The organism is Enterocloster sp. OA13 (genome assembly GCF_022440595.1).
GTDB classification, from domain to species: Bacteria; Bacillota; Clostridia; order Lachnospirales; family Lachnospiraceae; genus Enterocloster; species Enterocloster hominis.
Genome location: NZ_JAKNTF010000001.1, coordinates 6,050,229 through 6,069,390, shown reverse-complemented (window position 1 = coordinate 6,069,390; position 19,162 = coordinate 6,050,229). Strand labels below are relative to the sequence as shown.

At 52.7% G+C, this 19,162-nt stretch carries 15 protein-coding genes; 1 reads left to right on the top strand and 14 read right to left on the bottom strand.

Annotated elements, in window-relative coordinates; all coding sequences use genetic code 11:
* Positions 1-57: 57 nt before the first annotated feature.
* The 10 genes from MCJ35_RS27095 to MCJ35_RS27050 all read right to left on the bottom strand — a co-directional run bounded on the left by MCJ35_RS27095 (position 58) and on the right by MCJ35_RS27050 (position 13,799).
* Positions 58-957: an amino acid ABC transporter substrate-binding protein gene (locus tag MCJ35_RS27095; RefSeq protein WP_008723885.1), complete on the bottom strand. Its 900-nt coding sequence runs from the start codon at positions 955-957 to the stop codon at positions 58-60.
* A gap of 139 nt (positions 958-1,096) precedes the next feature.
* The gene (locus MCJ35_RS27090) at positions 1,097-1,792 is read right to left on the bottom strand and encodes a YjjG family noncanonical pyrimidine nucleotidase (protein ID WP_008723883.1); all 696 of its coding nucleotides are present in this window, start codon (positions 1,790-1,792) and stop codon (positions 1,097-1,099) included.
* 28 nt (positions 1,793-1,820) lie between these two features.
* Complete coding sequence (locus tag MCJ35_RS27085; protein ID WP_025484325.1) at positions 1,821-3,221, bottom strand: dihydroorotase; 1,401 nt, start codon at positions 3,219-3,221, stop codon at positions 1,821-1,823.
* Positions 3,222-3,236: 15 nt separating this feature from the next.
* Positions 3,237-3,947 (bottom strand): MBL fold metallo-hydrolase, encoded by a 711-nt coding sequence (locus tag MCJ35_RS27080; RefSeq protein WP_025484327.1) that lies wholly within the window; start codon positions 3,945-3,947, stop codon positions 3,237-3,239.
* Positions 3,948-4,073: 126 nt separating this feature from the next.
* Entirely contained in the window at positions 4,074-5,396 is a 1,323-nt protein-coding gene (locus tag MCJ35_RS27075) for an MATE family efflux transporter (RefSeq protein ID WP_025484328.1), read from the bottom strand.
* Between the two features lie 167 nt (positions 5,397-5,563).
* Entirely contained in the window at positions 5,564-7,252 is a 1,689-nt protein-coding gene (locus MCJ35_RS27070) for an FAD-dependent oxidoreductase (protein WP_240299712.1), read from the bottom strand.
* Between the two features lie 16 nt (positions 7,253-7,268).
* Positions 7,269-8,453, bottom strand: a complete 1,185-nt coding sequence (locus MCJ35_RS27065) for a M24 family metallopeptidase (protein ID WP_025484330.1) — start codon at positions 8,451-8,453, stop codon at positions 7,269-7,271.
* 150 nt (positions 8,454-8,603) lie between these two features.
* Complete coding sequence (locus MCJ35_RS27060; protein WP_008723873.1) at positions 8,604-10,148, bottom strand: AbgT family transporter; 1,545 nt, start codon at positions 10,146-10,148, stop codon at positions 8,604-8,606.
* A 31-nt stretch (positions 10,149-10,179) separates the two neighbouring features.
* A complete protein-coding gene (locus MCJ35_RS27055; protein ID WP_025484331.1) occupies positions 10,180-11,355 on the bottom strand; it encodes a MalY/PatB family protein in 1,176 nt (391 codons plus the stop codon).
* 134 nt (positions 11,356-11,489) lie between these two features.
* Positions 11,490-13,799 (bottom strand): sigma-54 interaction domain-containing protein, encoded by a 2,310-nt coding sequence (locus tag MCJ35_RS27050; protein WP_025484332.1) that lies wholly within the window; start codon positions 13,797-13,799, stop codon positions 11,490-11,492.
* A gap of 615 nt (positions 13,800-14,414) precedes the next feature.
* Between MCJ35_RS27050 and MCJ35_RS32615 the strand changes: the two genes are divergently transcribed.
* Positions 14,415-14,501, top strand: a complete 87-nt coding sequence (locus MCJ35_RS32615) for a DUF6783 domain-containing protein (RefSeq protein ID WP_371829069.1) — start codon at positions 14,415-14,417, stop codon at positions 14,499-14,501.
* A 525-nt stretch (positions 14,502-15,026) separates the two neighbouring features.
* Here the strand turns inward: MCJ35_RS32615 and MCJ35_RS27045 are convergent.
* The 4 genes from MCJ35_RS27045 to MCJ35_RS27030 are packed head-to-tail and all read right to left on the bottom strand — an operon-like array spanning position 15,027 to position 19,126.
* Positions 15,027-15,851 (bottom strand): MBL fold metallo-hydrolase, encoded by an 825-nt coding sequence (locus MCJ35_RS27045; protein WP_025484334.1) that lies wholly within the window; start codon positions 15,849-15,851, stop codon positions 15,027-15,029.
* Positions 15,844-17,370, bottom strand: coding sequence for a tripartite tricarboxylate transporter permease (locus MCJ35_RS27040; RefSeq protein WP_008723866.1), 1,527 nt, complete (start codon positions 17,368-17,370; stop codon positions 15,844-15,846). The genes MCJ35_RS27045 and MCJ35_RS27040 overlap by 8 nt, the downstream gene beginning before the upstream one ends.
* 9 nt (positions 17,371-17,379) lie before the next feature.
* Positions 17,380-18,081: a tripartite tricarboxylate transporter TctB family protein gene (locus MCJ35_RS27035; protein ID WP_025484335.1), complete on the bottom strand. Its 702-nt coding sequence runs from the start codon at positions 18,079-18,081 to the stop codon at positions 17,380-17,382.
* Positions 18,082-18,124: 43 nt separating this feature from the next.
* Entirely contained in the window at positions 18,125-19,126 is a 1,002-nt protein-coding gene (locus MCJ35_RS27030) for a Bug family tripartite tricarboxylate transporter substrate binding protein (RefSeq protein ID WP_025484336.1), read from the bottom strand.
* Between the last annotated feature and the right edge of the window lie 36 nt (positions 19,127-19,162).

The following is a 19,162-nucleotide window of genomic DNA, read 5'->3' as shown; positions in this document are numbered from 1 at the left end:
GCGCAGCGGCTTTATGTCATATCCATTCTTTCTGTCTGCCATCCATGTACCGGCTGTTTACTTGCCGATGGTGGTAACGTCCTCGCCAAACCATTTCTCGGAAATGCTCTTAAGCGTTCCGTCAGCAGCCATTTCCTCCAGCGTCTTCTGGACTTTATCCCTTAACTCCGTATTGTCTTTCTTAAAGCCCACGCCGTATTCCTCTGCTGAGAGTGAATCATCCAGGATGACGAAATCAGCATTCCTCTGCTGGATCTGGTATCCGGCCACAATCACATCCATGGCAATGGCATCCACCGCGCCCTGCTCCAGATCCATGAAAGCCGTATTGTAATCCGCGGTTGTCAGAAGGTCCTTAAATGTAGCCGTCAGGTCAGGTACTTCCTTCAGCGCCGCCTCGGCGGAGGAATCCACCTGGCACTCCACTACCTTGCCTGCCAGGTCTGCCTGGCTTGCAATGCCGGAATCCTTGGCAACTACGAATACCTGCGTATTAGCCATATATGCATCGGTCCATGCGTAATCATCCTCACGTCCGGTCATGGTGAAACCATTCCAGATACAGTCAATGTTGCCTGCCTCTAATTCCATGTCCTTGGCATCCCATGCAATCGGCTGCGGCTTGTATTCAAGTCCCAGACGCTTTGCAACTTCCTGTGCCAGTTCCAGGTCAAATCCGGTAAATTCACCGTCATCCCCAATAAAGCCCATGGGCGGGAAATCCTGGTCAAATCCAACAATCAGTGTTCCTCCGGCACTCTCTGTGGCTTCTGCAGCCTCTGCGGATGTATTGTCTGCCGCCGTGGTATCTTCTGAAGACGCCTCGGCTGTTGTATCAGCAGGCGCTGCCGCAGTTGTGTCAGCCGCCGTGGTTGTCCCGCCAGCGGAACCGCCGCAGCCTGCAAGGGATAATGCCATTACGGATGCAAGTGCTATGCTCATAAATTTCTTTTTCATAATAATCTCCTCCTTAATACCGTGTTTTTTACACGCTATCATATTAGCACACTAAAGTGAATATGTAAAGGAGATTTTTATGGACTCCCAGACATATCCCATTTCCGTAAGATATGCCGGGGAGCCCATCATCAATCCACTATAAAAAATCCTTCAGTTCTTCCAGGTTCCTGATTTCATAATCTGCCTTGATGTCCGGACTGCCCGCCTTGCCTTGCGGATTATACCAGCAGGTGGCTGTTCCGGCTGCATTGCCGCCCATGATATCAGAGTGCAGGGAATCCCCCACCAGAAGCATGCGCTCCGGCCTTGCCCCCGGTATCCTGGAAAAGCAGTAATCAAAATATTCCTTCTGGGGCTTCTGGCTTCCCGCGTCCTCGGATACGAAGATGTCCTTCATGAAACCATCCAGGCCCGAAGCCGCCAGACGTTTATACTGGGTGGATGAGGTGCCGTTTGTCACCACATACAGCTCATAGCGCTCCTTCAGGTATCTGCATATGTCCATGGCCCCGGGGATAAGATAGGCTGACCGGTCCAGATGACCGCGGTATAATTCCTCCACCTCATGGCCATCCACTTCTTTTCCAAGCCTGCCAAAGAAAATCTGGAACCTCTCCCACACCAGCCTGTCCTTTGTCACCTCGCCGCGTTCAAAGGCAGACCATAAGCCCTCATTGATATCATGATACAGCGCAAGGCGCTCCCCGGTAGGTTCAAGCCCGTATGCCCTCAGGACCGCCGCCATACCAAGTTTCTCCGCAAGCCCAAAGTCCAGAAGGGTTCCGTCCACATCCAGGAGTATGATGTCATATTTCCTTTCAGCATTGCCCATTCCGGCTTTCCCACGGCTGTCCTGCGCTTTACTCCCCATCTCCGCCATCTCCATAAACAACCTTTCCTCCGCATATTGTATACATGACCTTACCTGTAAGCGTTTCCCCAAGGAACGGGCTGTTGGAGGATTTAGACTCAAATCCTTCCACCTTCCACTGCCTTCCGGCATCAAATATCACAAGGTCCGCTGGTGCGCCCGGCTCCATGCGGCCGCAGTCCAGCTTGTACAGCCTGGCGGGGTTAAGGCTCATCTTTTCCATCAGCTGTGACATCGTCAGGTGGCCGGGCTTTACCAGGTTGGTAATGCCAAGGGCAAGGGCTGTCTCCAGTCCCAGGATTCCGCTGGGCGCCTCTGTCAGCGGACGTTCCTTCTCCTCTTTGCTGTGAGGGGCATGGTCGGTTGCAATCATGTCAATGGTCCCGTCCTTCAGGCCCTCTATGAGCATCTGCCTGTCCTGTTCCGTCCTCAGGGGCGGATTCATTTTTGCCAATGTCCCATGTACCTCCACCGCATCCTCTGTCAGTGTGAAATGATGGGGCGTTACCTCCGCCCATACCTTAGCCCCCAGCTTCTTGGCCAGACGGACCATTTCCACGGAATGGCCGGAACTGATATGCTGGATATCCACGGTTGCCCCGGTATCCAGGGCAATCATGCAGTCCCTGGCAACCAGGGAGTCCTCTGCCAGCGCCGGGGAACCATAGATGCCCAGCCTGTCCGATACCCTGCCATGGTTGATTCCATTTTCCCTGATAAATGCCTTGTCCTCCTCATGGAAGCTGAGTACGGTATCTAACCGCGCTGCTTCTTCCATGGCGGCGCGCACAAATGCCCCGTCCATCAGCGGTATCCCGTCATCCGTGAACCCGGCCGCGCCGGCCGCCAGCAGCCCTTCCATATCCGTCAGTTCCTGCCCCTTAAAGCCCATGGACACGGCGGCGCAGCTGAGTACATGGATTCCGGTTTTCTTCCCCTCCTCCAGCACATAACCCAGTGTCTCCTTATTGTCAACAATGGGCTTTGTGTTGGCCATGCAGACCACTGTGGTAAAACCGCCTTTTGCAGCCGCCTTTGCCCCTGTGTGTATGTCCTCCTTATAGGTAAGCCCGGGGTCCCGGAAATGTACATGCACATCCACCAGGCCAGGCGCTACAATCATACCTTCGGCGTCTATGACCTGCGTGTAGCGGCGGCTGTCTGCGGCTGCATGGTCCACGGTTGCGCTGTCTGCAGTTGCAATGGCTACGGCTGCATGGTCCGCGGCTGTGTTATCTGCGGCTGCACTGCCAGTAATCACATTCCCGTCCTTCCCAAGACCTGCCGCCGGGACGATACAAGCAATCTTTCCTCCATCCAGCACCACATCCGCCTTTATGTCCAGTCCTTCTGCAGGCCCTATGACGCGCCCGTTCCGAATCAATATCATAGTCCAATTCCTTTCTTATACGATAAAGCTCTCGCCCTTTTTGTGTATTTCCCGTATCCTGTCCTGATAGTCCCTGGCACATGGCAGGGCCTTGAACCTGGACGCCGCTTCAAAGTCTCCCCAGAAATGCATGGGGAATACCACATCCGCACCCACCGTGCGCATGAAATCATCCATGCCCAGATAAAAATCCTTTTCCTGTCTGGGGTCAATCAGCATGAACGCCACATCGATATGGCGTCCGGCCAGCTTGGCAAGCTCCGTATGATACCGCTCGCTCATCCTCTGGTTATCCTTCTCCGGTTCGCCTTCCCACACCCAGTTATTCAAATCCCCTGCATGGTAAATGACTTTCCCCTCCGCCTTAACCAGGAATGCCACCCCTTCGTCCGTGGACTTAAATGCCTCGATGTCCAGAGGCTCCCCAGCCCCGTCCAACAGCCTTGTGTCCTCGCCCGGCCCCAGGAAGGTGGTCCTTCCCAAAAGCTCTTCCGGCACCTGCCTTGTCCAGATATCATCCGACAGGACATAGGTTACATTCCTTCTTTTGTCAGCCAATTCAAAGATAGAGCGGGAGAAATGGTCCCCATGCCTGTGGCTGGCGAACACGAAAAGCGGCTTGTCCCCCTCCACCGCAGGAACCTCCCCCTCAAAATAATCAAACAGAAGCGCTGCATGTTCCAGTTCCGCCATAAAACTGCTGTGATGGATATATGTTACCTTCATGATTTGTCATCTCCCATCCATTTATATATGTCTTATAGTAACATAATCCGGAAAATACGTATAGTTATTTTATCCCCTTTCACCCAAAGTTTATGCCGGACCTCCGATATTTATCATGATGGAGCACTAGCCCCGGACATAAAACGTCTTCCACTTCCCGCCAAAAAACCTCCAGGCAAAGAAAGAAGACCGCACAACCCAGTCGGCAATCATGGCCCACCACACGCCCACCGCGCCCATGCCCAGTCCGGCCGCCAGCAGGAAGCTGAATCCGATGCGGAACACCACCATGGATACAATGGACACACACATGGGGAATTTCACGTCATTGGCAGCCCTCAGGACATTCGCCAGGCAGAAGGAGGCCGGCCAGATCAGGATGGCGCATCCATTGTGGATCAGCACCAGGATGCCTCCCAGCCGCCGCGCCTCCTGGGACAGCCCATACAGTTTCAGTGTGAACGGCATGGTCAGGATGACGGCAATACAGCAAAGGCCGCTGATAAGGTAGGTTGCCTTCATCATTTTCCTTGCATAATAATCCGCCTGTTTAAAATCCCCCGCTCCCACACAGCGTCCGACCACGGTTATGATTGCCAGGCTCATGGCCTGCCCCGGAAGGACGCCCATGCCGTCCAGATTGTTGGCAATGGCATTGGCGGCAATCTGGGTGGTGCCGAACATGGCGATGATCCCCACCACCAGGACGCGGCCCAGTTGGAAGATGCTGTTTTCAATCCCATTGGGGATCCCGATATGAAGGATCTGCCTGACCATGCGCCGGTTCATCTTAAGGCCGGTCCCGATATAGATATCCAGGTTTCTGTTCCTCAGGCGCAGCAGCAGGATAAAGCAGGCGGTCATCCGGGATATCAGGGATGCAAGGGCGGCTCCCGCCACTCCCCAGTGGAAGATGAATATGAAAACAGAATCCCCTATGACATTTATCATATTCATGACAATGGACGCCTGCATGGAAATCTTTGAATTGCCCATGGAGCGGAACAGGGCCGCGCAGGAATTATAAACCGACAGGAACGGATAGGATATGGCTGATATTACCAGATAAGTCCTGGCATTCCTCATCACATCCTCTGCCACGCCGCTGTAGAGCAGTGACAGGAAGCCTCTGCGGAACACGATGCAAACCGTCATGATGACCAGTGAAAGTATCCCGGTTATGATTAACAGCTGGTCCGCGGACTGGCAGGCCCTGTCCTGCCGCTTCTGTCCCAGGTACTGGGAGGACACCACGGCGCCTCCGGTGGCCACCGCTGCAAATATATTGATGAACAGGGTATTGACCATATCCACCAGGGACACGCCCGAGGTAGCCGCTTCCCCCACGCTTGATACCATCATGGTATCCACCATCCCCACTGACACAGCCAGGATCTGCTCCACAATCAGCGGAAATATCAATCTCCTCAAGTCTGCATTGGAAAACATGTATCCCCCCGGATTCCTCTTTTCCATGTACCTTTTACCGTCCTCTTCCCACTGCGCACCCATATTACCACAAAAAAATGACGCAGAATGTTATCTATAAAAGCCTACCCCAACCAACATTCTGCGTCAATCTTCAATTTATCCAAAATTCCCTGTTAATTCACATCTTATTTTGCATTTACTTCCATACCGCATTCCGTGCACATGGTCATGGCGGCTGCCATGGACTGTTCATCCTTTGCCATCATCTCATAGAACCGGTATCCGCCGCTTAAGTTCCATGTCCTGGCCCCTGCCTGGTCAAGGATCCTCTGGGCAAGATAACCCCTCAGCCCAATCTGGCATGTAATATATATGTCCTTAGTCAGATCCAGTTCACCCATGCGCTCCCTTAAGCTGTCCAGAGGAATATTGATAAAGCCCGGGATGGTCCCCCCGGCATATTCCTCCTCGGTGCGCACATCCAGCCGGACCGCATCTTCAGGAATGCTGTCCAGGTCTTCCAGATAGAAAGGCTTCATAAGGCCTTCCATCACATTGCCGATAACATACCCCGCCATGTTCACAGGGTCCTTGGCCGATGAAAATGGAGGCGCATAGGCCAGTTCCATTTCCTGTAAATCATATCCGGTCAGCTGAAAGCGCACCGCGTTGGCCAGGTCGTCAATCCTCTTGTCCACGCCTTTCCCGCCCACAATCTGCGCGCCCAGGATAACGGCTGTCCCAGGGTCAAACAGGGTCTTGATGGTCATCATGTCCCCGCCCGGATAATAGCCTGCCTGGGACGCGGAGGTGGTGATTACCTTGCGGTAGGGCCTTCCCTGGGCAATGAGGGATTCTTCCTTTTCCCCGGTCACTGCAACGGTCATATCAAAAAACTTCATCACCGAAGTGCCCTGGCTTCCCTTATAGGCGGTCTTTCTGCCGCAGAGGTTGTCGCCCACGATGCGCCCCTGCTTATTGGCCGGGGATGCCAGGGGAATCAGCACCTTCTGTCCGCTGACCACATGCTCCACGGACACTGCGTCCCCAAGGGCGTAAACATCTTCCGCCGAGGTTTCCATGTACTGGTTCACGAGGATTTCCCCTCTGGCTCCCAGTTCAATGCCGCTGTCCTTTAAGAATCCGGTATCCGGGCGCACCCCGATGCTCATGATTACCATGTCTGCCGGCACCCTGGCGCCGTTATCCAGGATGACCCCGTCCTTATCCATGGACGCGCAGGTATGTCCCAGATAGAGTCCAATCCCCTGCGCCCGGATATAATTATGTACTGCATGGGCCATATCCATGTCCATAGGAGGCATTACATGACCAGCCCCCTCCACCACCGATACCCTGATGCCCTGTTCAGCCAGGTTCTCAGCCATCTCAAGTCCGATGAAGCCGGCTCCGATGACAGCGCAGGAGGCAGGCTTATGTTCCTTCACAAAGTCATATACCGCATAGGTGTCAGGTATGTTCCTCAGGGTGAATACATGGTTCTCCCCCATCCCCGGAATACCCGGACGGACAGGTCCGGCTCCCGGCGAAAGCACCAGCTTGTCGTAGCTTTCCTCATAGGTTTCTTCCCCATGCCTTACAACCACGCACTTTTTCTCCGTGTCCACGGATACCACCTGGCTGTCCACACGCACATCCACGTTAAAGCGTGCATGGAAACGCCCCGGGGTCTGAAGCTGCAGGGCATCCTTGTCCGTAATCACGCCGCCGATATAATAGGGCAGCCCGCAGTTGGCATAGGAAATATATGCCCCTCTTTCCAGCATGATGATTTCCGCCGTCTCATCGTTCCTGCGAAGCCTTGCGGCGGTTCCTGCGCCTCCGGCCACACCTCCTACAATCACAACCTTCATCAATGATCCATCTCCCTTACAAATAATGTGGGGTGCAGGGTGTCAGTACCTCGCATCCGTTTTCAGTAATCAGTACCATGTCCTCGATGTTGAATCCGTTCACGCCGTCAATATAGCAGGGCACCTCCATTGCAAGCACCATGCCCGCTTCAAGGGGCCTTGTCTCTGAGGCATTGATGTAGGGCGCCTCTGCCGTTGCCGGACCCATACTGATGGAATGGCCCTGGTGTCCCCTTCTGTAGCAGGGGAACATTTCCTTCACATAGTCATAAGCCGCGTGGTACAGCTCATTCATCGGAAGGCCTGGCCTGGCAGCCGCAATCATCCTGCGCTGTCCCTCATACAGCCTGTCCTTCAGCCTCATCAGGGCCGGGTCCCCGTTGCCGATGATCCATGCCCTGGAGGTATCCGTGGTATAAAAATCAAACTCCGCGTTTACCCCTGCGTCAAACTTGACCACATCCCCGTCCTTGACAATCCCATCGCCCGGAAGGGTCAGACGTGCGCCCGAAGGGCCTGTGGAAAACATGGACCAGGCGCTTGGCACGCAGGATCCGGACTTAATGACATCCTCCCGGAAGCAGTCGGACATCTCCTTTTCCGATACCCCGATTCCCGCCATCCTGCTGACCTGGGTAAATCCATGGTCTGCAATGCGGCAGAGCTTCCGGAACATCTGTATTTCTTCTTCTGTCTTGATGCTCCTGGCATACACGAACAGGTCTGAGATATCCACCAGCTGCGCTTCGGGGAACTTCTCACAAATCATATTATAGTACGGAACCGTGAGATAGTCCATCTCAACGCCGATCCGTTTATCCGCCAGGTCGCATTCCTTTACAAACTGCTCCAGTCTGTCTGCCGAACTTTCCATCCTGGCCTTGTCGGGAAGCACTGCTCCCTGGGCGATTTCCGGCCAGGTCTTTAATCCGACCCAGGTGTCGTAAGGGTCGACCACAAAGCCAAGACCCGCGGACTTAATGCGGAACGTGGCAGCCTCAAAATCCATGGTTGTTATATGGGTGGGCGCCTTATCGTCCGAGCGCATGACTGCCAGCGTAAAACCCGGCTGCCTTGAGACCGTGTGCTGGTGCCCCCCAAATCCTGTGACATAATGGAAATTCTCCGGCGAGGAGACGATTGCCCCGTCCAGTCCCCTTTCCCGAAGCAGTTCTTTTATTCTACCTTCCTTTGGTTTCATAACGCATATCCCTCTCTTTATCTTAAACCGCCTGTATCGGCTGTTTATTATATGTGGAATGCTTCCGTGGGCCAACAGGCGGCCTCCGGAAGCATTCCGTGTTTATGGAATTGCCGCATGACGGGCGGCGCATCAATTCATACGATTCAATTAATAGAACATAGGTGAACCAGGTCCTAAGGGCAGGCCCAGCAGATACCATACGGAGAACATGATGATCCATCCAATCAGGAACGCCAGGGAATATGGCAGCATGGTGGAGATAACGCTTCCGATCCCGGCCTTCTTATCATACTTCTGGAAGAATGCAACGGTCAGTACGAAGAAAGGCATCAGCGGCGCGATGATATTGGTGCTGGAATCGCCGATACGGTAAGCAACCTGTGTCAGCTCCGGGGACAGGCCCAGACGCATGAACATGGGAACGAAAATCGGAGCCATGATAGCCCATTTTGCAGAGTCAACCGCAATGAAAATATTGATGAACGCCGTCAGTACAATGAAGCAGATGATTAGCGGAAGCCCTACAAATCCAACTGACTGCAGGAAGTTGGCACCTGATACGGAGATAATGGTTCCCAGGTTTGAATAGTTAAAGCATGCCGTAAACTGTGCCGCGAAGAAAATCAGTACCATGAAGCTTGCAAGCCCTGCAATGGTCTTGTTCATCAGCGCAACTACGTCCTTGTCATTCTTAACCGTCCCGGCGCCGATACCGTAGGCAAGACCGGGAAGCAGGAACAGAAGCATCATGAAGAAAATGATTCCGCTCATGAATGGGGATGTAAGGAATGCGTGGGTTTCAGGATTTCTTAAAAGTCCGTTGGAAGGAACTACCAGCACAGCCATGAAAATCACATATGCCAGGGCGGTAATCCCGGCCCAGCGCATGCCGCGCTTCTCATTCTCAGCAATATCCTGTACAACCTCAGACGCATCCGGCACATAAGGCGCAAGGCGCGGTTCAACCAGCTTATCCGTGACAATGGTTCCGATAACGGTAATCAGTAATGTGGAAGCCATCATGAAATACCAGTTACAGACAGGAAGGACCGTGTACCCCGGATCAATCATCTGTGCGGCCTGGGTGGACATGCCTGCAAACATGGGGTCGTTGGTACCGATTAACAGGTTTGCGCTCCAGCCGCCGGAAACGCCTGCAAACGCAGCCGCAAGACCGGCAATGGGGTGGCGTCCAAATGCCATGAACAGGATGGCCCCAAGGGGAACCAGTACGACATAGCCGGTGGAGGAAGCGATATTGGACATGATGCCCAGGAATACAACCACGGCTGTCACAAATGCCTTTGGCGTGGAAGCAGCCACCTTGCGCAGCAATGCGGACATAAATCCGGTCCCGTCAGCAACGCCCACACCAATCATGATGGTGAACACGGTACCCAGAGCAAAGAAACCGGTGAAATTGGACACAACCGTGGTTACCATGTGGCGGATGCTGTCAGGAGCCAGAAGGTTTACTGCCTGTACTGTCTTCTGTGAGATCTCACCGCTGGCGCTGTCCAGGAAATCATATGTTACGGATACGCCGAGAGCGGCGCAGATGGCTGACAGCACAATCACGATGCCGGTCAGTATCAGGAAGATGGTGGCTGGATTAGGCAGACCGTTTCCCACACGTTCCACTGTGTCCAATGCCCGGACGATGAACCCTTTTTTAGACTTTTCTTTTGTCATAACTATACCTCCATTGTTTTATGCATTACTTTTATGCATTTCTTGCGTCTACTGCCTGCTTCAGCTGTTCCATGGCTTTTTCAAGCACAGGACGCGGGCAGGCCGCGTTGAGACGCATGAAGCCTGATAAACTGCGGCCAAAGGACCACCCCTCATTCAGTCCGAGGCCGGCTTTGTGGATCATGAAACTCCTTAACTCCTCATTGCCCATGCCAAGGCCCCGGCAGTCCAGCCATACCAGATAGGTTGCATCCGGCACATTGGGCTTAACCTCTGGGATATTGGCAGCGCAGTAATCCTTTATGAATTCAAAATTCCCTCCGATATACTCCAACAGCTGCTCCAGCCACTCTTCCCCTTCATTGAACGCCACTTCCATGGCAATGGTGCTGAATGCATTGTTACGGTGTATATCCAGATTAAACCAGAACTTATCGAACCGTGCCTTTAACTCCTGATTGGGGAAAATGGTGGCCGATGCCTGAAGCCCTGCCAGGTTAAAGGTCTTGGTGCCGGAAATGCAGCTGATTACATGGGCTACTATCCCAGGCGATAAGGTGGCGGTGGGAATATGCTTCTTACCATGGAAAATCAGGTCTGAATGGATCTCATCCGAAACAATCAGCACATCATTGGCAATACAGATATTGCACATCCTCTCAAGCTCTTCCCTTGTCCACACAATGCCCAGGGGGTTGTGTGGGCTGCACAGGAAGAAAATCCTTGCCTGCTTTGCCTTTTCCTCAAAGTCCTTAAAATCAATGGTCCAGCGTCCGTCCTGCTCTGTCAGCGGGCTTTCCACCACTTCACGTCCCCAGCTCTCAGTCACATCGTAGAATTCCGAGTACACAGGCGTCTGAATCAGCACCTTGTCCCCTGGCTCCGTGAACACATGAACCATGGAGGACAGCGCAGGAACCACTCCCAGGTTAAAACTGATCATGCTCTTGTCAATATCCCATCCGTTATGGCGCTTCTGCCATCCGCATACAGCCTCATAGTAAGAATCCGGACGGGATGTATAACCCCAGATTCCTTCCTCTGCCCTGGCCTTTAAGGCGTCAATCACGGGCTGGGCCGTCCTGAAGTCCATGTCCGCAATCCACAGCGGAATCACATCCTGGGAGCCGAATTTCTTACCTGCTTCGTCATACTTGGCGGACCTGTTGTGGCTGCGGTCAATGATTTCGTCAAAATTGTATTTCATTTTCACCCTTCCAATCCCTGCTATATCGCAGTAAATTTATATTATTATATATGAGCAAAATTCATGCCAACTTTTATGACGGGATTTTTCCTTTATTTCCGTTCCACTGTCCGCTAACAAATGGTCTATTTGTATTAATTGGTCAATCTTTTATATTCCTCCCACTTATTTCGACCAATTAATGTAATCCTGCTGCCTCCCCGTCCCCTGCTTACCTTGGCTATCCCATTGCGCGCCATGTAATTCAGTATGTCCCGTATTTCTTTTTGGGATAAGGGGATGTGGCTGGATTTTGCGGTTTTCAGGATGCGCTCCCTTCCAATCAGTTCATCCTGTTCCGATGCAAGGTAAAGCTGTTCCAACACGAACCAGAAGCCGTCCGGGATATGGGTATCCGGGTGTTGTGTATCTGGGTGTTGTGTATCTGGGTGTTGTGCATCTGGGTATTGCGCGTCTGGGTGTTGTGTATCTGGGTGTTGTGCATCTGGGTATTGCGCGTCTGGGTGTTGTGCGTCTGGGTGCCGGGTGCCTGCGTATTGGGTATCCGGGGAATCGCTGGCCGGGTATTGCTGAACTGGATTCCCACCAGCCGGACTTCCTGCGCCAGCCACATTCCTTCCCCACTTAGTCCCATTCTCCGCCAGCCGTCCCCCCAGCAGTCCTCCTACGCCATGGCGTCCGTCCGTTTCCTTAATCTTTATGAAAGTGGGCGGCAGGTCCTCCACCCCAATCTCATCCTGTCCCGTAAAGCTCAGATATTCCACCACGTTCTGAAGTTCCCTTATATTTCCGGGCCAACTGTAATGGAGCAGCAGGTCCCTCACTTCGTCCGACAGTATGAAGCGGCCCCCGCTCCTTTGCCGGAAGGTTTCAATCAGCAGGAGGATATCATTTCCCCGCTCCCGCAGGGGTGGAATCAGGGCCGGCAACGCATTCAGCCTGTAATACAGATCCCGGCGGAAGCTTCCGTCCTCCACCTTCTCCTCCAGGGATTCATTGGTCGCCGCCACGATGCGCACATCCACATTGATGATCTGGTTGCCGCCCACGCGCATGATTTCCCTTTCCTGGAGGACGCGGAGCAGCTTGACCTGCATGGCCTGGCTCATTCCCTCCACCTCATCCAGGAACAAGGTTCCCTTGTGGGCAAATTCGAACAATCCCGGCCGGCCGCCCTTGCGCGCGCCGGTGAATGCGCCCTCCTCATATCCGAACAGTTCGCTTTCCAGCAGGTTCTCAGGCATGGCAGCCACATTGATTGCCACAAAGGGGCCGTCGCAGCGCCTGGATGCCAGATGGACCGCATGGGCAAACAGTTCCTTTCCTGTCCCAGTCTCCCCAATCAGAAGCACCGGGGATTCTGTTACCGCCATCTTCTGCAGTATCTGTTTTGTCTTGCCGATGGACGGGGATGCCCCAATCACATCGTCAAACCGGTACTTGGCCCTGTATCCCTTGTGGAGCAGCTGGCTGCGCAGTTCATTCTGCCGTTTTTCCAGCTCATTAAATGGCTGCAGGGTGGCAAAAGCCCCGATACATTCCCCGTGCCGCAGCACAGGAACCAGGGACATGTTGATATTCACGGAACCGATGCGGATAAGCCTTGGTTCCAGAGGCGCCCTGGCCTTCATGCATTTATCAAAGGGAATATAAGGAAATACCTCCCTTCCCATCCTGCCCATGATCAGGCTGCGGTTAACCCCTGTAATCTCCTTGGCCTTCTGATTGCAGGCATATACCTCACCTTTTTCATTGACCCCGACCATCCCCTCATCCAGTATCTCAAGGAGGATATCAAAACGGCTCTCCATTTTCCTGGACCTGGCAAACATTTCATCAAAGCTGTAGTTGCCGGACGCCATGGTCTTCATATAATTCTGGAACTGTTTTTCCTCCAGCAGGCCTTCCAGGCCCAGGCGGATGGCTGCCTCTATCATGGTGCCGGGTGTGCACGGCCTGTGCCCGATATTGATTATCTCCTTCATGCCCTGCGGCACAAATCCAACCTCATCCGGCGTCACGGCAATGTCCAGGCCTTCCGGAACAGGAGAATCAGGGCCATATGGCTCGAATCCGATCTGGTTCACCCCCAGCTGCTCCAGCTGGGTGATTGCCTCCCTGGCCATCTGCCGGGTGGCATTCACAAACAGGACCCTGGTCCCCCTTGGAATCCGTTTCAGATCCTGTATTACTTCCTTGGGATACGTAAGCTGGATTTCCACCACCTGCCCGTCCGGCGGGACATACCGCCTGGCCTCGTCAGCATCCTCAAAGGCATCCGTGGACAGGAGATACAGATCCGATTCCACGATTCCCTCCACGGACCTGTCCCCTGTACTGTATGAATGGACCTGCGCCCATTCCCCAAACAGGGCCTGGACCTGCTCCGCATAAAACCGGCTGGATCTCGGAATTAATGTTATGACTGATATCGTCTTCTTCATATGTCAGCATTCCCCTCCATATTCACTTTCTATAACCAATTAAACCATTATCTTTGACCATCATTAAAACCATATTAACAAAATGCGGCTGAATGTGCAATTTGGTTTTATTGGTAATCTGCATCCGGCAAAGAGGGAGGGAGGAAGGGAGGGGGCGATAATGAAGCGGAAATGATATAGTACGCATTTGGTATTCAAATGTTCATTGAGCGCTTACCACACTACAAAGTTTTAGACCAAAAAGAACTTGGGAAATATAAAGAAATATAGGGGAAACTGGTTCAAGAAAATAGCAAACTCAGAATATCCGGGAATGGGATAATTACTTGTGAGGCTTAGGTCAGTTTACAGGGAACTACACGCCGATCACGAAACAGACATAAAAGGAGCAGCTGACAAAATTGAAAAAGAGGACTTGAAAAATTCAAGTCCTCCGTGTATAATTTACTTAGAAGTAATCAAAAGACATTGAGCCGTCTGATGATTGCGCTTCGGATAACTGAGTAATTTATAGTTACAAGCTATCCTCTATTGGTCGTAGAGGATAGCTATTTTCTATTCTGATGATTATCTATGTAAGCAAGCGCCGTAAAAATTACCAGCACTAGAGCGTGTTTGAAAATTGCTTTCCGTCGGCTGTGCGTCCCACTTTGTGGGAGATTTGGTCCCGATGATGGAGGCGTAGCGGGCTACGCTGACTGAATCGGGGCCAAATATACCGCGAAGTGGGGCGTGCTTTGTCCTAAGGGGGTACCTATGGTGGATTCCTTAGGGCAGACGGCGGGAATGAATTTTCAAACACGCTCTAATGTCAACACTTCAAGTGTATTCATGCTACATTTCCTCCTTCGATTATTTCCGAAGGAAACCACCAGACTATCCTCTGACTTGTGTTCGACTATACACAAATATTCCATCATGGTGAAGAAGCAAATACAATGATAATTATGGTATATTTTAATTGCTGCATGACTATGCTTTACAACAGACTACATTACCTTTTAAGGTTGATTTATTAATATGAAATGAAGTCTACAGATTCCCTCCCATAAAATCAATCATATGGGATGTCTGAACCCGGAGTACCATCTGTTTTATTTAGATGATACTCCGGTTGTCTATTCAGCGTCTGCTGATTAATAATAAAACCGGACATTAACTTTTGACTATAGCATCATTATCTGTATTTGTGACAAATCTTTGCAAATTTGTTCTTACCCTTCCTTCTCACCCGCCGACCACAATCTCCCCGAGAACCTCGGGTATAAAACTTTCCCCAAACACAAGCTTCGCTTCACGAAGGATCTGGGACTTGGCTTCCTCTCCCCTGGGAAGATGACAGAGGTACAGCTTATCCACACCCAGCTCCCGGGCCATCTTCCCTGCGTCCGCACCGCTGGAATGTCCCTTCCTCACCAATGTCCCCTCGTCCTTAGAAAGCCCGGAGGCTTCATGGATAAGCACCTGGGCGCCTTCCATAAATGAGGGGATATCCCTAAGCGGCCTTGTATCGCAGGTATAGACCAGCTTACCCCTGACATCTTTCATGACATCTTCTATAGTATCCTCCATGTCATCTCCCATACTGCCTTCCATGCCATCTTCCATACCGCTTTCCATGCCATCCTCTATGACAACCCCAATGGACATCTCCGTATGGTCCGTCGGAAACGTAGTAACCTTCATGGTCCCCACACAAAACACAGGTTCCGTGCGCAGCCTGATTTCAAACATGTTCTTTTTTTCCCTTAAGCCGAACAGATGAATCAGCCCGTCCGCCAGCTGCTCCAGCCCCTGGGGCACATGGATGTCAAGGGCCTTCCCCCTCCCGGCAATCCACATCTGATGCAGCAGGGACGGAAGTCCGTACACATGGTCAATATGCTCATGGGTGAGGATTACCGCGTCCACACCGGCATTGACCACAGCCGCGAGGTTACATGACAGGTCCACGGCCAGGCTTCCCTCCTTTCCCGTGACGAGAAGGGAGGTATTGCCGCTGTCCGTATCCTGGAGGGAACCATTTACACCTAAAAATATCAGTTTAAGCATTGTTCACCCTGCTCTTTCTGTTCTTAAGCACCACAGACGTTACAATACACACAACCAGTATGATGAAGAACCAGCAGATAGGCGACGTATAAAATCTGGAAAATGTCCCTCCGCCCAGCTTTACGGCCCTCCTGAACTGCTCTTCAAACATTTTCCCGAGAATAAGCCCAAGCACCACCGGGGCAATCGGATACTTATTCTTTTTCATGACATATCCCGCCAGTCCCATGACCAGGGCGGTTCCAAGGAAATAAACGCCTTTTGAGACAGAAGAACCCGCCAGGGCATACGGCCCTAAAAATGAAAGTATCAGGACCACCGGCATCAGCACACGCTGTGAGATAAGGAGGATTTTTGGATAAAACCTGACCCCTGCCAGCTGGAACACCCCCATGAATATGTTTGAGATTAAAAGCGTCAGGAAAATGGAATAAACCAGGGGCATGTTCTGGGAGAACAGGGCAAATCCCGGCGTAATCCCGTTTATCATAAGGGCGCCGATAAGCACTGCCGTGGCAGAGTCCCCGGGGATGCCAAGGCTTAATGCAGGAATCAGCGCGCCTCCGGTAACCGCGTTATTGGCCACCTCCGGGGCAAACACGCCTTCCAGGCACCCGGTTCCGGGCATGTCCAGCTTTCCCTTGCTGTGTTCACATATATTGGATGCCGCATTGCGGCTCATGAACACCGCGATGCTGGCCCCGGTTCCCGGTATGGCGCCGATCAGGGTGCCGATTCCAAGGGATGAGAAAATAATCTTCCACATGGACAGGATTTTTTTCATTGGCGGGAATATCTTCCCTATATTGGTACATATCTCCTTGTTCTGCGGTTTCCTGAAATTGTCCAGCTCTGAGAACACCTGGCTGACGCCATAAAGTCCAATCAGCGTGGAGGTCATGTCCAGGCCGTTTGCAAAGGGCGTCTTTCCAAGGACGGAAACAAAGGGTATCCGCAGCGCCCCCGACATGGGATCCGGCCCAAGGAAGGCGAACACAAAGCCCAGGGCGCCCATGAGCAGGCCCTTTAATATGTCATCGCCGGACACCGCGGCAATGATCACGATGCCCACCAGGGCCAGGGTGCATTTCTCAGCAGGTCCGAAGGCCAGGGTCATCTTCGCCACAAGGGGGCTGAAGAAAATCAGGAATATCTCCGAACCCAGACCGCCGATCATGGAGGCAATGACCGCGGCCCCCAGCGCCTGTCCGGCCATCCCCTTCTTAGTCATAAGCTGTCCGTCTTCCGTGGTGGCTATGGCATTGGGGTTGCCCGGGATGCCTAACAGTATGGCGGGGATGGATGCTCCGCACACAGCGCCGCAGTACACGGCCAGAAGCAGCCCGATGCCGGTCGCGGTATCTAACTGGTAGGAAATGGGGATGACAAGGGCTATCCCCATGGTTGCGGTAAGTCCCGGCAGGGCGCCGAGAACAATGCCAAGGGCGGCTCCGAACGCACACCACAGGAACGTTGAAAGGTGGGCAACCAGCCCTACCCCAGCAATAAATTCACTCATAGTTACCTCCTAAAAGTCCAATATGCCCGGAGCCAGATTCACGCTGAAAAACTGTTTGAATACAACATATAAAAAGAGTACCGTTGCCAAAGTAAGAAGACCCGGGTCCGCAATCTGCTTCATACCCCCTGCCTTCAGCCTCCTGCACAGGGTCCTGCCGGCAGCGAAGGTGAACAGCGCCACATACACCAGGGAAATCATTGCCTGGAAGGTTGATGCGGTAAATATCCCGGGAAGCGTGCCTATCCTTCCAAGGTGCATAAGGCTTTTAGTGATTGTCCTCATGATAAGGTATGCAAGCACCGTGATTCCCATGGTTCCCAGTCCTCCCAGGACGGCCTGCTTCATATCCCTGTCCTGGTCAATGGTCGTATAGATATATTCCAGGCAGTACAGCAGCACGGACGAGAGGAGGATGAAGCCTATATGCCTGATTAACAGCACATACAGGACCGACAGCAGAAGGGTCGTGATGAAAAGCTTTTTTGTTCCCGGATCCATGCCCTGCCCATCCGGGCGTTCCTTGAGTGTGATGTAAAGGAATCCGGCAAACATGAATACCGCCATTGCCAGGGGAAGCACCTTGCCTCCCGGATCCCCGCCGACAGCATCTGCCGACAGGGTCGTGTCCCCGCCTGACAGTACATATATAAAATAAAGGGCTGATAACACTGTCATGAAAGCCGGCATTAATTTTACGTTCAGTTTCATATATCCACCTTCGCAATTCTATCAGACTCGGACACGGTCCGTCTTATTCAGCGTATTCCCCTTTTGCCAGACCGGTTGCCTTGATGATGGGCTTCATGGACTCAACCATTTCCCCGTTATACTTCTCAAACTCCCCAAGCTTTGAATAATCGCCCAGCAGTCCCTGTTCTTTCAGCCAGTTCTGGAAGGAATCGGAATTGTATGCTTTCTCAAGCACGTCGGCAAGATATGTCTTTACCTCGTCCGGAGTCCCCTTCGGCGCGCAGATACCCCTGAAACAGCCGCCCGGCACGGTAAGGTCCCCATAACCCGCATCTGCCAGATTGGGGACATCCGCAAGCTCAGCCAGCACGGAATGGCCTTCCCCAAAGAATACCAGGGGCCTTAACCCGTCAATGTTTGCAAGTACCTCTGACTGTGAGAATATACCTGCGTCGCAGTGTCCGCCCAGTACCGCGGGGATAAGCTCCGCACCGCCGTTAAATGAGACAACGTTAAATGGGGATTCCAGTGCATTGTTCAGTCCATAGGCAACCACGCCTGTGGTGGCGGTGGCGCCTGCATTGCCCAGGGTGACCTTGCCGCTGTCAGCCTTGGCGGCCTGAACCAGGTCCTCCAGGGTCTGGTAAGGTGAATCCGCGTTAACCGCCAGCACGAACGGCTCCATGGAAAGGCCTGTTATGAAGTCCAGTTCCTTAAATCCATCCGTATAGCCTGTCATGGTGCCGCAGATCACATAGGTCCCGTACATAAGCAGCGTGTATCCGTCCGCCTCGGAATCAATGACCTGGTTGGTCCCGGTTCCGGTGGAACCGCCTGTTACATTTTCAACTATGATATTGTTGTTGCCGGAAACCTCCTTCATGGCTTCCACAAGCTGGCGGGCCTGGGTATCCGTGCCGCCGCCCGCTCCTTGGGGAACAATCAGGGTGATGGTCTTTTCCGGGTCGGGAAATGCAGCCTCCTTGGATTTGCCGCAGCCTGTAATGAGTGTTGCCGACATCGCTGCCACAAGCGCAGCCGCTACAATTGCTTTTCTTTTCATAGTATGAACCCTCCTTGGTATTTTGTTTTATGGTGC